The following is a 12,889-nucleotide window of genomic DNA, read 5'->3' as shown; positions in this document are numbered from 1 at the left end:
GGTGGGAGGTTTTCGACGTGGATTGGCTCCATTCAGAGGTGCTGCCTCCGCTGATGCACGACCCGGTGACGTTCGCCGTCCCGTTCTTCATTCTCTTCCTCGTCATCGAGTGGCTATCGGCCCGCAAACTTGCACACGTCGAGGGGGAGCGCGCCCCGTCGGGTGCCTACCTCAAGCCGGACGCGTGGGCGAGCATCTGGATGGGCGTGGGGTCGATCGGCATCAACGCCGTGATGAACGGCATCGCACTGTTTGGGTACGCGGCCCTGTACGTCTACGTCGCACCGTGGCAATTGCCGGCGACGGCCTGGTACACGTGGGTGATCGCCATCCTCGGCGTCGACTTCCTCTACTACTGGTACCACCGGATGGCGCATCGGGTCCGCATATTCTGGGCGACGCACCAGGCGCATCACTCCAGCCAGTACTTCAACTTCGCGACCGCAGTGCGGCAGAAGTGGAACATCAGCGGCGACGTGTTCCTGCGCGCACTCTTGCCGCTGGTCGGCGTGCCGCCATGGATCGTGTTCGCGAGCTTCTCGATCAACCTCGTCTACCAGTTCTGGATCCACACCGAACGCATCGGCAAGCTATGGCGGCCAATCGAGTTCGTCTTCAACACGCCGTCACACCACCGCGTGCACCACGGCATGGATCAGCAGTACCTCGACAAGAACTACGGCGGCATCTTCATCATCTGGGACCGACTCTTTCGAAGCTTCGCGGCCGAGACGTCGCGACCCAACTACGGGCTGACCAAGCAGGTGGACACCTTCAACATCTGGACGCTGCAGACGCACGAGTACGTCGCCATCGCCCGCGACGTCCGGCACGCACGGCGGTGGCGCGACCGCTTCGGATTCGTCTTCGGCCCGCCCGGCTGGGGCCCGCGAGAGCGCGTGCAACCCGACATCGCAGCGCCCGTCACCAGCGCCTCCTGAGCCGGCGCGGAGAGTGGCCGTAGTGTCCCGGACTGTGAAAACCGTGTTCGACGGCGAAGTGGATCCCGTCCTCATCGAACGCTCGCTGGCCAACAGCGCCTTCGGCTCGATGTGGCTGGACATCGAGCGGCCGGACTATCCGCGACTGACCGCTCCGATCTCCTGCGACCTGCTGGTGGTCGGTGGCGGCTACACCGGGCTGTGGACGGCGTTGCACGCCGCGCGACGCAATCCGGAGAAGCGCATCGCCCTGGTCGAGGCGGGCCGGATCGGCTGGGCCGCCTCCGGACGCAACGGAGGGTTCGTCGACGCCAGCTTGACCCATGGGCTCGAGAACGGAAGGTCGCGGTGGCCCGACGAGCTCGAACGACTCAATGCGATGGGCATGGAGAACCTCGACGGCATGCAAGCCGAGCTGGCGGAACTCGGCCTCGACGTCGAATGGCAGCGCACCGGGATGCTCTCGGTGGCCACCGAGCCTCACCAAGTCGGCTGGCTCGAGGAGGCGGCCGCCGCGGGGGAGGGCACCTTCCTCGACGGAGCCCGGATTCGGAGCGAAGTCCATTCGCCGACCTATCTCGCCGCCCTGTTCAACCCCGAGAGTTGCGCGATCGTCCACCCGGGCAAGCTGGCGATCGAACTCGCCCGCGCCTGCCAGCGCGCGGGGGTGCACATATACGAGCACACCAACGCGACGGCGATTGGCTCCGGCGGCGCGGCGTTGACCGTCGACACCGGTGACGCGGGCGTCACCGCCCGCCAAGCCGTCCTCGCGACCAACGTGTTCAGTCACCTGCTACGGCGCAACCGTTGGCACACGGTGCCCGTCTACGACTACGTGTTGGCCACCGATCCGCTCAGCGACGCTCAACTGGACCGCATCGGGTGGCGCAATCGGCAGGGAATCGGCGACTGCGCCAACCAGTTTCACTACTACCGGCTCAGTGCGGACAACCGCATCGTCTGGGGCGGGTACGACGCGATCTACCGCTTCGGCGGCCGCGTCGACGCCACCTACGAGGATCGGCCGGAGACGTATCGCCGGCTGGCCGCGCACTTCTTCCTCACCTTTCCCCAGCTCGACGACGTGAACTTCAGTCACCGGTGGGCGGGCGCCATCGACACGAACACCCGGTTCTGCGCACATTGGGGACTGGCCAGGGACGGCAAGGTGGCCTACGTGAACGGCTTCACCGGACTCGGCGTCGCGGCGGCCCGATTCGCCGCCGACGTGTGTCTGGACCTTCTCGACGGCGCGCCGACCCCGCGCACCGAGCTCGAAATGGTGCGCCGTCGGCCGCTACCATTTCCTCCTGAACCGTTGGCCAGCATCGGGATCCAGGCCACCCGGTGGTCGCTCGATCGTGCCGATCACTCGGCTGGCCGACGCAATCGTTTGCTGCGCACCCTCGATGCGCTCGGGCTCGGCTTCGACTCGTAGACGTTCGCCAGTAACTTGCTCACGGACATCTAGCAACGCGCAACCGATTGTTCGCCAACCGTTTTGCTTGCACGGAGCCGAACCACCCACGAACGCTCCCGGCGTCAGTAAGCTCGGTCAGGCCAATGTGGAAAGGAGCACGAAATCGTGGGAGACAGACTTCAAGACGGTGAGAAGCTCGAGGTAGGTGACTCCTTGACGTCCAAGAACGGGGCGTACAAGTTGATCCTCCAAGAGGACGGCAACCTGGTGCTCTACTCGGGCGACGAATCAGTGTGGTCGACGGGCACCAATGGACAGAAGGTCGTTCGCGCCGAGGTGCAGAAGGACGGCAACTTCGTTCTGTACACGGCCGACGACCCGGTGTGGGCCAGTCAGACCAAGGGCGCCAAGGACGTTCGGTTGGTCCTTCAGGACGACCGCAACCTGGTGCTGTACGGATTCGACGGCGTGGCGTGGTCGTCGGGCACGAACACCGACGAGGCTCCGCCCGTCGTCGAGGCCGAGGTAGTGCCCGCCGCAGTCGAGGAGGCCGCACCGGCCGAGGCGCCTGCCCCGCCCCCTCCGGCCGAGCCCCCGCCCCCGCCGCCCCCGCCCGCTCCGCGGACGTACACGGTGGTGTCCGGCGACACGTTGTGGGCCATCGCCGAACGCTTCTACGGCGACGGCAGCAAGTACCCGCAAATCGCCGAGGCGAGCGGCATCGCCAACCCGGATCTGATCCATCCGGGTCAGGTAGTAACGATCCCGTAGCGGACGTGATGAGGTGGCCCGGGCCTTTCGGCCCGGGCCACCTTTGCCTTGGGTAGGCTGAACCGCGTTCTACCACCGAGGATCGGAGGCGCCATGCACTCGAGGTGTTTGCGCGCCATCGTCGTGGCAACGGCCGCGGTGCTCGCCGCGAGCTTTGCGGCGGCCACCTCCCACGCCGACCCCGTCGACGTGGTCCACCCCGGCATGGAGATTCGCCAGGACACCATCCGCTGCACGCTCGCATTCGTCGACGTGTCGACGCGAACGGCGTTCAGCGCCGGGCATTGTCACGGCAGTGGCCTCGTCACCGACAAGACGGGCAACGTGATCGGCCACCAGACGTCGTTCCAGGACAACATTCCCAACGGCGCCACCATCGCCACCGACCACGTGATCACCGACTGGGAGACCATCGCCCTGCTACCCGACGTCCCACTGAGCGACGTGCTGCCCGGCGGACGGGTTCTCGTTGTCGATCCCGCGGTCGTTCCCGTTGCTGGGCAACGGGTCTGCCATTTCGGCGTGGTGACCGGCGAGAGTTGTGGCACTGTGGAATCCGTCAACAACGGCTGGTTCACGATGTCGAACGGAGTGGTCAGCCAGAAGGGTGATTCGGGTGGGCCCGTGTACGTACTCGCCGACGACGGACGTGCCGTCATCGTCGGAATGTTCAACAGCACATGGGGTCAGTTCCCGGCGGCGGTGTCATGGCAGGCCACCGATCAGCAGATCAGGGGCGACGTCTTCAACGCCGCATCCGGCAGCGCTCCGCCACTTGTTCCTCCTCCGGCGTAAGCCCGCGTAGCGTCCGGACGCCAACACCGATGCCGAGTACGACAAGTCGGCGATGGTCCCGTCGCAAGATCATGATCGCCGTACTGGCGTCAATCGGGATTCTCGCAATGGTGGGCACCACGCTCGCCGCGGTGCTCATGCCACTCTTCGTCGACACCCGAGCAGGACCCGCCACGCGGAGCGTCTCCGCACTGCCGACGAGCACCACGCCTGCCGTCTACATCGCGCCGCTTTCCGTGCGACCCGTCGACCAGGCGCTGGTGGCCAGGCCCGAACAATGCCACCCGGGCCCGCCGCCACCGCCGTCGCCACCGGGGGCGCCGTTGGTCACCTGCGACGTCGAGCGGAAGGCCGAATATCACCTCGGCCCCGAGGCCCTGCAACTGAAGCTCACCAGCGCGACGTCGTTCAAGCTGCCGTTGAGCCAGTTCTATGGCGTGCAGATGGCGATGGACGCCGGCTCGGGAACACAGTTCGGTCAATACACCGGTACGCAGATCGGCAAGCAGGTGGCGTTCGTCCGCGACGGCGTGGTGCTGGCCGCGGCGGCCATCGGCCAACCGATCAACGGCGAGTCACTGCAGCTGTCGGGTGATTTCACCGCCGAGACCGCCGAGACCATCGCGCGCATGCTGCGCGAGGGCACCTGACGCCGCGCTACGGCGCAAGCGCGAACACGGGAATCGTCGGCGCGACGGTGCGCAGTTCGTCATCGGTCGAGTCCGGCGTCAGACCGCCGACATGGCCCTTGACCTCCCAGAACCACCGCCGGAGATACCGCTTGAGCAGTTCCGGCTTTTCGTCGTCGGCCAGTTCGGTGATGCGGACGGTGCGGCTGCGCCAGCGCGGGCCCAGTTCGAGTTCGCCTGCGGCCCTTGCATTGCGGGCCCATTGCGTGTCACCTCTTGGGGAGACCAGGTAGTCGCGCCCGTCGATGGTGAGCAGGTTGATCACCACACCCCGCAACTTCCCGGTCTTGCGTCCGCGGACTCGGATCGCGCGCGTGCCCGCGATGCTGACGCCTGCCTCCGCGAGCCAGCGGAACAGCGCGTTCGCGCAGTTGGCAACCAGGTTGGGCTCGTCGTATCGCTTGGTCATCGAATCTCCTTAGGATTGGAGAGCATTGCTCTCGTATCTGAGGGTGCCACGACTCGGCCGGTAAATCAAGAGCACTGATCTCGTTTTGTGCGACACTCGACGACATGGGCAAGCGGCAGGAGTCACGCGATCGCATCGAACGGCAGATCGTCGAGCTGGGCAGGGCGCACCTCGCCGTATCGGGCGCCGCGGGACTCTCGGTGCGGGCCATCGCCAGGGAACTCGGAATGGTGTCGTCGGCGGTGTACCGCTACGTCGCCAGCCGCGACGACCTACTGACGCTCCTGCTCGTCGACGCCTACACCGAGCTGGCCGATGCCGTGGAGCTGGCAGGGCGGTCGACCGGGGGAGCGTGGACCGAGCAGCTGCTGGCCATGGCTCGCGCCGCTCGGCAATGGGCGGTCACCGAACCCGCCTGCTGGGCGCTGCTGTACGGCAGTCCCGTGCCCGGCTACCACGCCCCTGCGGAGCTGACGGTCGGGCCGGGCACCAGGGTGGTCGGAGCAATGTTCGCCGTGGTCGCCGAGGGAATCGCCGCGGGCGACGTGCCGGTGTCGAATGCCGTTGTGGCACAACCCACGTCCTCCGACTTCGAAAGACTTCGCGCCGAGTTCGGGTTCACCGGGGACGACGCGACGGTGATGAAGTGCCTACTGCTGTGGGCCGGCCTGGTTGGCGCCATCAGTCTGGAGGTGTTCGGCCAGTACGGCAGCGACACCCTGACCGACGCGTCGGCGGTGTTCGACGGGCAGGTCGGGCTGCTGACCCAGGTGCTGACGATCCCGGGCTGATGATTAATCATTGACTTATATAAGCTGTAACTATATCTTTGACTTGTGCACGCGTTCGACGTCCTCGGCGATCCGGTTCGGCGACGCATTCTCGAACTGCTCGCCGACGGCGAACTGGCGGCAGGCGCGATCGGAGCCACCATCGCCGACGAGTTCGCGATCTCGCAACCGGCGGTCTCGCAGCACCTGAAGGTATTGCGCGACCACGGTTTCACGTCAGTACGGCCGGACGGCCAGCGACGCATGTACGCCGTCGACGCTCGCGGACTTCGCGACGCCGACGAGTGGATCGGCGCTTTCCGCCGATTCTGGACACCGCACCTCGACGCGCTCGGCACCGAGCTCGCGCGGGGCAAGCGTCAACGCCGCCGCGAACAACATCAGAAGGGAATGACGACAACGTGATCGACGTCCAACACCAGGTGAACTCCGTGCGACGCACACTCGGCAGCCGGACACTCGAGGCCGGTGAGGCCCGGGTCATCACCATCAGCCAGAGCTATCCCACCGACGCCGACGACCTCTGGGACGCATGCACCAATGCCGAGCGGCTGCCACGATGGTTCATGCCCGTCAGCGGCGACCTGACCGTCGGCGGCACCTACCAGCTGGAGCGCAACGCAGGCGGCACCATTCAGACGTGCGAGCCGCCGCGTCGGCTCACGGCAACCTGGGAGTACGACGGCAAGGTCAGCTGGATCGAATTACGCATCATCGAGGAGGGCGACGATCGCGCCCGAATGGAGCTCGACCACATCGCCCACGTCGACGACGACATGTGGCCGCAGTTCGGCCCCGGCGCGGTCGGCCTCGGTTGGGACCTCGCTCTCGTCGGCCTCGCGATCCACACCGCGACCAAGGCCGACATCCCGCCTGATTTCGAGAACCAGTGGGTCCCGTCCGAGGACGGCAAGCGCTTCATCCGGCTGGCAGGCGAGGAGTGGTACCGAGCGCAGGTGACCTGGGGCGACGATGCCGCCGTCGCACGGTCGGCCGCGGACAACACCATCGCGGCCTACCTGGGCGGGGAACAAAACTAGAACACGTTCTAGCCAGGGGCGGATGGCGAGGATATCCTCGATGCGATGCACGCCCAGACACCTGTCCAGATCGCGTGGGTGACGCGAGACCTGGCCGCCACGGAGGCCGCCCTCAGTGCGCTGCTTGGCGCCAAGAAATGGGTCCGGATGCCGGGGATCCACTTCGGACCCGAGTCGTGCACGCACCGCGGGGTGCCTGCCGACTTCGTCGCCGACATCTCGTTCTCGTACGCGGGTGACACTCAACTAGAGCTCATCGCGCCGGTGTCGGGCGTCAGCCTCTACTCCGAATTCCTCGAGCACTCGGGCCCAGGGCTGCACCACGTGTGCAGGGCCGCGCCCGACGAGGACGCGTTCGGCGCGATGTGCGCCGACGCGGAACGAAACGGCACCCCCATCGTCACCCACGGCACCATGCCCGGTGGGATGCGCTTCGCCTACGCATCTGCACCCGACGCGGGGGTGCCCTACCTCGAACTGGCCTACGTACCGCCCGAGATTCAGCAGTTCTTCGACTACGTCAAACAGGAGCAAGTGTGAGTAGTGAGATCCCAGCGGTCGTCAGCACCGCCGACGTGTCGGACCAGAGCGACGAGTTCGACGTCGTCGTCGTCGGATTCGGCATCGCGGGCGGGTGCGCGGCGGTCAGCGCCGCCGCCACGGGCGCACGGGTGTTGGTGCTCGAGCGAGCCGCCGCCGCAGGCGGCACCACGTCGATGGCCGGTGGGCACTTCTATCTCGGCGGCGGCACCGCGGTCCAGCAGGCGACGGGACACGACGACACGCCCGAGGAGATGTACAAGTATCTCGTCGCGGTGTCCGAGGAGCCAGACCTCGAGAAGATCCGCGTGTACTGCGACGAAAGCGTCGAACACTTCAATTGGATTGAGGCGCTTGGCTTTCAGTTCGAGCGGAGCTATTGGAAGGGCAAGGTCGTCGTCCCTCCGGGTACCGAGGGACTGTCGTACACGGGCAACGAGAAGGTCTGGCCGTTCTGCGATCAGGCCAAGCCCGCTCCGCGCGGGCACTCCGTGCCGGTGCCCGGCGAACTGGGCGGCGCGGCCATGGTCATCGAGCTGCTCCTGAAGCGAGCCGAGGCGGTCGGCGTCGAGATCAGATACGAAACCGGCGCGACCAACCTCGTCGTCGAAGACGGCGCCGTCGTCGGCGTGCGGTGGAAGAACTTCGGGGAGACGGGCACCATCCGGGCCAAGGCCGTCGTCATCGCGGCGGGCGGCTTCGCCATGAACGCCGACATGGTCGCCGAGCACACGCCGGCGCTTGGCCATCAGCGAAAGACCAAGCGCCACGGCATGGTCGCGCCCTACATCCTCGGCAACCCCCACGACGACGGGCTCGGCATCCGGTTGGGCGTGTCCGCTGGCGGCATGGCCAAGAACCTCGACGGGTTGTTCATCACCGCCGCCGCCTACCCACCCGAGATCCTGCTGACCGGCGTCATCGTCAACAACCAGGGCCAGCGTTTCGTCGCAGAGGACTCCTACCACTCGCGGACGTCGGCCTTCGTGCTGGAGCAGCCCGACCAGCAGGCCTACCTCATCGTCGACGAGGCGCACATGCAGATGCCCGAGATGCCGCTGATCAAGTTCATCGACGGCTGGGAGACGGTCGCCGAGATGGAGGCCGCGCTCGGGATACCCGCGGGAAACCTGGCCGCGACGCTGGACCGCTACAACGAGCACGCCGCCACCGGCGATGACCCCGACTTCCACAAGCAGCCGGAATACGTTGCCGCACAGGACAAGGGGCCGTGGGCGGCGTTCGACCTCTCGCTCGGCGTTGCGATGTACTCCGGGTTCACCATGGGTGGCTTGACGGTGTCGATCGACGGTGAGGTGCTACGGCCCGACGGGAGCACCGTGCCCGGCCTCTACGCCGCTGGCGCGTGTGCGTCCAACATCGCCCACGACGGAAAGGGCTACGCGAGCGGCACCCAGCTCGGCGAGGGCTCGTTCTTCGGACGTCGCGCTGGAGCGCACGCGGCGGGCCTGCGCTAGGCAGGCGCGCCGGCCAGCGGACTCAACCGCCACTCACCCGCACCGAGGAGTTCGAGCCTGCGCCGATGGTGGCGTTCGACGGACGGACGGTGCGTCACACTGACCACGACGCACTGCGGCAGCTCCCGGCGCAACGTGGTGTACAGCGCGAACTCCTGACCTTCGTCGAGCGCGGAGGTCGACTCGTCGAGGAACACGACTTCGGGCTTGGCGAGCAGCACCCGCGCGAACGCGATGCGCTGCTGCTCGCCGGGCGACAAGATCTTCGACCAGTCGGCGTCCTCGTCGAGCCGGTCCGCGAGGTTGCCGAGCGCCACCGTCTCGAGCGCGCTGCGAATCTCGCCGTCGGAGAATGCATCTGGGCCCGATGGGTAGCACACCACCCCACGAAGCGAGCCAAGCGGGGCGTAGGGGAGTTGGGAAAGGAACATCGCGTCGTCCGACGTCCGAAGTGTCCCCGACGAGTAGGGCCACATCTGGGCGAGGCTTCGCAACAGCGTCGTCTTGCCCGTCCCCGACGGCCCGGTGATCACCAATGAGTCCCCTGCGGTGAGCCGCAGGTCCAGGTCGTCGATCAGCGGGTCGCCGGTGGGCGAGGTGACGTCCACGTCGACCAGCTCTACGTCGCCATCGTCGGTGACTTCGACCGCCAATCGCGGTAGCGCCCTTGCCTGTTCGTTCGCCGTCACGAGCCCGTCCAAGCGGATGATCGCGGCTCGGTAGCCGGCGAATGCGTCGTACACGGAGCGGAAGAAGCTCAGTGAGGACTGCACGTTGCCGAACGCGGCCACCGACTGCATGACGTCGCCGTACGTCAACACTCCTGAGAACATTCGTGGCGCCTGAATGATCAACGGAAGCGGCGCGACGAGCTGGTTCATGGTGCGGTTCCAGCCGGTGAACGCCACGACGCGCAGTACCAGCCTGCGATAGTTCGCGATGACTCGTTCGAAGCGCATCGACAGCGCACCGCGTTCGGTGCGCTCGCCACGGTAGAAGCCGACCGCCTCGGCCGCGTCGCGGATGCGCACCAATGCGTAGCGAAAGGCTGCGTTGGTCGCTTCGTTGCGGAAGGTCAGCCGGATGATCGGCTTGCCGATCCAGAACGCCACGACGGTCGTCGCGGCTACGTACAGCAGCACCATCCAGAACAGCGCCTTGGGCACGGTGACACCGAAGAACGTCAGCGGCCCAGCCAGATTCCACAGGATCGGGGCGAACGCCACCACCGACACCATGGAGTTCACTGTCCCGAACAACAGCGTCTGCGACGTCGCGACCGTCGGGGTGTTGGTCTCCGGCCCCGTGCCCGTCGTGAAGACGTCGATGTCCTGCTGGATGCGCTGATCGGGGTTGTCGATCGGCTGGCCGCCGAAGCCAGTCAGGTAGCGGCCGCGGTAGTACGCCTTGTCGGTCAGCCAGTCGCCGGTGAGCCGGTCGGTGAGCCACACCCGCCATCGAATGATGAAGTACTGCATCAGATATTGATCGAGCACGACTCGGGTCACGTCGGCGATGAGGAGCAGCGCGAAGAGCACGAGGGTGGCGTAGAAGCCGCTTTCGCCCGACGCCTGCACGGCCTCGTCGCCGGCGTCTCTACCGCCGAGCGCGACCTGTATCGCCGAGGTCTGGTCATTGAGGTAGTAGCTGAACAGCACGTCCATGCGCACGGAGATCATCACCGACAGCAGTAGCACCGCCAGCAGTCCCCACACCGGAAGGCTTTGGCGCCCTTGAAAGTAGGCGCCGGTGACACGCCAGAACTGTCTGCCCCAGGTGGTGAACCGGGCGATGAGCGCCAACACGGCCAGCATCAGGAAGGCGCTGATGGCCCACGCCTTCGCGACCCAGATGACCGAGTCGACGATCACGTTGCCCCAGTCGAAGGACGGGGTGAACATTTCCATGCCGGGAAGCTACCCCGGCGCAAGCGCGGGCGAAGCTATACGCCGACGGGCTCCTCGTCGACCCGGCCGAGCCGCCATTCACCCTCTCCGAGCAGTTCCAATTCCTGTTCGTGATGCTGCTCGACGGTGCTGCGGTGGCTGACGCTGACCACGATGGTGTCCGGCAGCTCCGCGCGGACCAACTCGTACATCGTCATTTCCAGGCCCTCGTCGAGTGCCGAGGTCGACTCGTCGAGGAACACCGCCTTGGGCTTGTTGAGCAGAATCCGGGCGAACGCGATCCGCTGTTGCTCGCCGGGGGACAGCACCTTGGCCCAGTCCTGAACCTCGTTGAGCCGGATGACGAGGTGCGGCAGTGCGACTTTCACCAACACCCGCTGCACGTCGTCGTCGGTGATGGTGCCCTCCTCGCACGGGTACGACACGACGGCGCGCAGGTCACCCAGCGGCACGTACGGCAGCTGCGACAGGAACATCGTCTGATCGCTCGGGCACTTCAGCGTGCCCGACGCGAACGGCCACATCTGAGCGAGGCTGCGCAGCAGCGTGGTCTTGCCCACGCCGGAAACCCCGGTGATCACCATCGTGTCGCCTGGGTCGAGATGAACGTCGAGCGGCTTGATCAATAGGCTGCCATCCGGGCGGCGCACCTCGACGTCGGTGAGGGTCACGGTGCCGTCGGGGCAGCCCTCGCGCGACATCTCCGGAAGCGCGCGGGCCCGGTCGTTCGCGTCGATCAGGCCGTGTAAGCGGATGATCGCTGCCCGGTAGATCGCGAAGTAGTCATACGAGTTGCGGAAGAACGACAGGCCGTCGTGGATCTGCGAGAAGGCCGTCGCCGATTGCTGCACTCCGCCGAAGGTGATCTGACCCGCGAAGAGCCGAGGAGCCTGGATGATGTACGGCAACGGGTTGATGGCCTGGGTCACGGTGAAGTTCCAGCCGTTGAACCACATCATCCGACGCAGCCAGCCTCGGTAGTTGGCGACGACACCGCCGAACCGGGACCGCAGCTGCTGTCGTTCCGCGTCCTCGCCGCGATAGAAACCGACCGCCTCGGCGGCGTCCCGCAGCCGGATCAGGGCGTAGCGGAAGGCGGCGTTGCGCAGCTCGTTGAGGAAGCTGAACCGAATCAGCGGACGCCCGATCCAGAACGCGACGACGGTCGCGACGAGCACGTAAGCCATGACGATCCAGAACAACGCCTTGGGCAAGGTGACGCCGAGCAGCGTGAGCGGTCCGGACAGGTTCCACAGGATCGCCGCGAACGAGCCGACCGACACCACGGCGTCGACCGCACCGAACAGCAGCGTCGCGCCCGAGGTGTTGTTCGGCGTGTTCGGCTGCCCCTGAACACCCGCGGTGAAGATGTCGACGTCGAGTTGGATGCGCTGGTCGGGGTTGTCGATCGGCTCTCCGATGAACCGACCCCGGTAGTAGGCGTAGCCGTCGAGCCAGTCTCCGGTCAGCCGATCGGTGAGCCACATCCGCCAGCGCAACATGAACCGCTGGGTGACGTACAGATCGAGCAGGACCCGGACGGTGTGAATGGTGGCCAGAATCAGGAAGATGATTATCGCGGCCCAGAACCCGTTGATGCCGGAATCCCGGATCGCTCCGTTGTCGGCGGCCGCGCCCTCGAAGGCGACCTGAAGCGACGTGTAGAGGTCGTTGTAGTAGTAGCTCAGCAGCACCGTGATACGCACGCCGAGAATCGTCGAGAACAGGAACGCGCAGAGCAGGAGCCAGACCGACCAGGACTCGCGACCGGTGAAGAACTTCCCCGAGATCCGAATCCACTGTCGGCCCCACGTCGTGAACAGTCCGATCAGCAGAAGTATCACGGCCAGGACGAAGGCCGTGACGCCGAACACCCAGAGCACCCACCACGCCGACGAGGCGAGCTCATGGCCCCAGTCGATTGACGGCTTGAACGGTTCCGATTCCAACGAACAACTCTTCCTGTACCTCGGCGTCCAGTGACGCCACCCTGCGGCGAAGCTACCGCAGCATCCTGCCAAGGGTGAGATGTCGACCCATCGCGGACCCCCGAACCCCGATCCGCGTTTAGTGGTTGGACCTCGTTCGAGCCCGCCTTGGTGCCG

At 66.1% G+C, this 12,889-nt stretch carries 13 protein-coding genes; 10 read left to right on the top strand and 3 right to left on the bottom strand.

The annotated features are described in order from the left end of the window. The first annotated feature begins 53 nt into the window (after positions 1-53). The 5 genes from SLQ33_RS03800 to SLQ33_RS03780 all read left to right on the top strand — a co-directional run bounded on the left by SLQ33_RS03800 (position 54) and on the right by SLQ33_RS03780 (position 4,580). On the top strand, positions 54-941 hold the full coding sequence (locus tag SLQ33_RS03800) for a sterol desaturase family protein (RefSeq protein WP_413467578.1): 888 nt from the start codon (positions 54-56) through the stop codon (positions 939-941). A 34-nt stretch (positions 942-975) separates the two neighbouring features. Further along, positions 976-2,382: an FAD-dependent oxidoreductase gene (locus tag SLQ33_RS03795; protein ID WP_319452426.1), complete on the top strand. Its 1,407-nt coding sequence runs from the start codon at positions 976-978 to the stop codon at positions 2,380-2,382. 147 nt (positions 2,383-2,529) lie between these two features. Continuing rightward, entirely contained in the window at positions 2,530-3,135 is a 606-nt protein-coding gene (locus tag SLQ33_RS03790) for a LysM peptidoglycan-binding domain-containing protein (protein ID WP_319452425.1), read from the top strand. Between the two features lie 93 nt (positions 3,136-3,228). After that, positions 3,229-3,930, top strand: a complete 702-nt coding sequence (locus tag SLQ33_RS03785; protein ID WP_319452424.1) for a hypothetical protein — start codon at positions 3,229-3,231, stop codon at positions 3,928-3,930. 71 nt (positions 3,931-4,001) lie between these two features. Then, the gene (locus tag SLQ33_RS03780) at positions 4,002-4,580 is read left to right on the top strand and encodes a SecDF P1 head subdomain-containing protein (RefSeq protein WP_319452423.1); all 579 of its coding nucleotides are present in this window, start codon (positions 4,002-4,004) and stop codon (positions 4,578-4,580) included. A 7-nt stretch (positions 4,581-4,587) separates the two neighbouring features. Here SLQ33_RS03780 and SLQ33_RS03775 read toward each other — a convergent pair whose 3' ends face one another. After that, positions 4,588-5,028: a nitroreductase family deazaflavin-dependent oxidoreductase gene (locus tag SLQ33_RS03775; protein WP_319452422.1), complete on the bottom strand. Its 441-nt coding sequence runs from the start codon at positions 5,026-5,028 to the stop codon at positions 4,588-4,590. A gap of 104 nt (positions 5,029-5,132) precedes the next feature. Between SLQ33_RS03775 and SLQ33_RS03770 the strand changes: the two genes are divergently transcribed. From SLQ33_RS03770 to SLQ33_RS03750, 5 genes are read left to right on the top strand one after another with little or no spacing between them, the layout of a single operon-like run. Then, complete coding sequence (locus SLQ33_RS03770; protein ID WP_319452421.1) at positions 5,133-5,819, top strand: TetR/AcrR family transcriptional regulator; 687 nt, start codon at positions 5,133-5,135, stop codon at positions 5,817-5,819. 45 nt (positions 5,820-5,864) lie between these two features. Further along, positions 5,865-6,224: a metalloregulator ArsR/SmtB family transcription factor gene (locus tag SLQ33_RS03765; RefSeq protein WP_319452420.1), complete on the top strand. Its 360-nt coding sequence runs from the start codon at positions 5,865-5,867 to the stop codon at positions 6,222-6,224. Next, on the top strand, positions 6,221-6,859 hold the full coding sequence (locus SLQ33_RS03760) for an SRPBCC family protein (protein ID WP_319452419.1): 639 nt from the start codon (positions 6,221-6,223) through the stop codon (positions 6,857-6,859). The genes SLQ33_RS03765 and SLQ33_RS03760 overlap by 4 nt, the downstream gene beginning before the upstream one ends. A gap of 45 nt (positions 6,860-6,904) precedes the next feature. Beyond that, positions 6,905-7,399 carry a VOC family protein gene (locus SLQ33_RS03755; protein WP_319452418.1) on the top strand — a complete coding sequence of 165 codons (495 nt, stop codon included), beginning with the start codon at positions 6,905-6,907 and terminating at the stop codon, positions 7,397-7,399. Further along, the gene (locus SLQ33_RS03750) at positions 7,396-8,877 is read left to right on the top strand and encodes an FAD-binding protein (protein ID WP_319452417.1); all 1,482 of its coding nucleotides are present in this window, start codon (positions 7,396-7,398) and stop codon (positions 8,875-8,877) included. Before SLQ33_RS03755 ends, SLQ33_RS03750 begins: the two co-directional genes overlap by 4 nt. Here the strand turns inward: SLQ33_RS03750 and SLQ33_RS03745 are convergent. Both SLQ33_RS03745 and SLQ33_RS03740 read right to left on the bottom strand, forming a co-directional pair. After that, the gene (locus SLQ33_RS03745; protein ID WP_319452416.1) at positions 8,874-10,784 is read right to left on the bottom strand and encodes an ABC transporter ATP-binding protein/permease; all 1,911 of its coding nucleotides are present in this window, start codon (positions 10,782-10,784) and stop codon (positions 8,874-8,876) included. The genes SLQ33_RS03750 and SLQ33_RS03745 overlap by 4 nt on opposite strands. 35 nt (positions 10,785-10,819) lie before the next feature. Beyond that, positions 10,820-12,733, bottom strand: a complete 1,914-nt coding sequence (locus SLQ33_RS03740; protein WP_319452415.1) for an ABC transporter ATP-binding protein/permease — start codon at positions 12,731-12,733, stop codon at positions 10,820-10,822. Between the last annotated feature and the right edge of the window lie 156 nt (positions 12,734-12,889).

The organism is Mycobacterium sp. RTGN6, assembly GCF_033804605.1.
In the GTDB taxonomy this organism is placed as follows: Bacteria; Actinomycetota; Actinomycetes; order Mycobacteriales; family Mycobacteriaceae; genus Mycobacterium.
Note: the sequence above shows the minus strand (reverse complement) of the source record. Positions and strands in the feature narration are given on the sequence as shown.

Coding starts and splice junctions, on each gene's coding strand:
- SLQ33_RS03800 (WP_413467578.1), top strand. CDS start 54: ATGCACGACCCGGTGACGTTCGCCGTCCCGTTCTTCATTCTCTTCCTC.
- SLQ33_RS03785 (WP_319452424.1), top strand. CDS start 3,229: ATGCACTCGAGGTGTTTGCGCGCCATCGTCGTGGCAACGGCCGCGGTG.
- SLQ33_RS03780 (WP_319452423.1), top strand. CDS start 4,002: ATGATCGCCGTACTGGCGTCAATCGGGATTCTCGCAATGGTGGGCACC.
- SLQ33_RS03775 (WP_319452422.1), bottom strand. CDS start 5,028: ATGACCAAGCGATACGACGAGCCCAACCTGGTTGCCAACTGCGCGAAC.
- SLQ33_RS03770 (WP_319452421.1), top strand. CDS start 5,133: ATGGGCAAGCGGCAGGAGTCACGCGATCGCATCGAACGGCAGATCGTC.
- SLQ33_RS03755 (WP_319452418.1), top strand. CDS start 6,905: ATGCACGCCCAGACACCTGTCCAGATCGCGTGGGTGACGCGAGACCTG.
- SLQ33_RS03745 (WP_319452416.1), bottom strand. CDS start 10,784: ATGGAAATGTTCACCCCGTCCTTCGACTGGGGCAACGTGATCGTCGAC.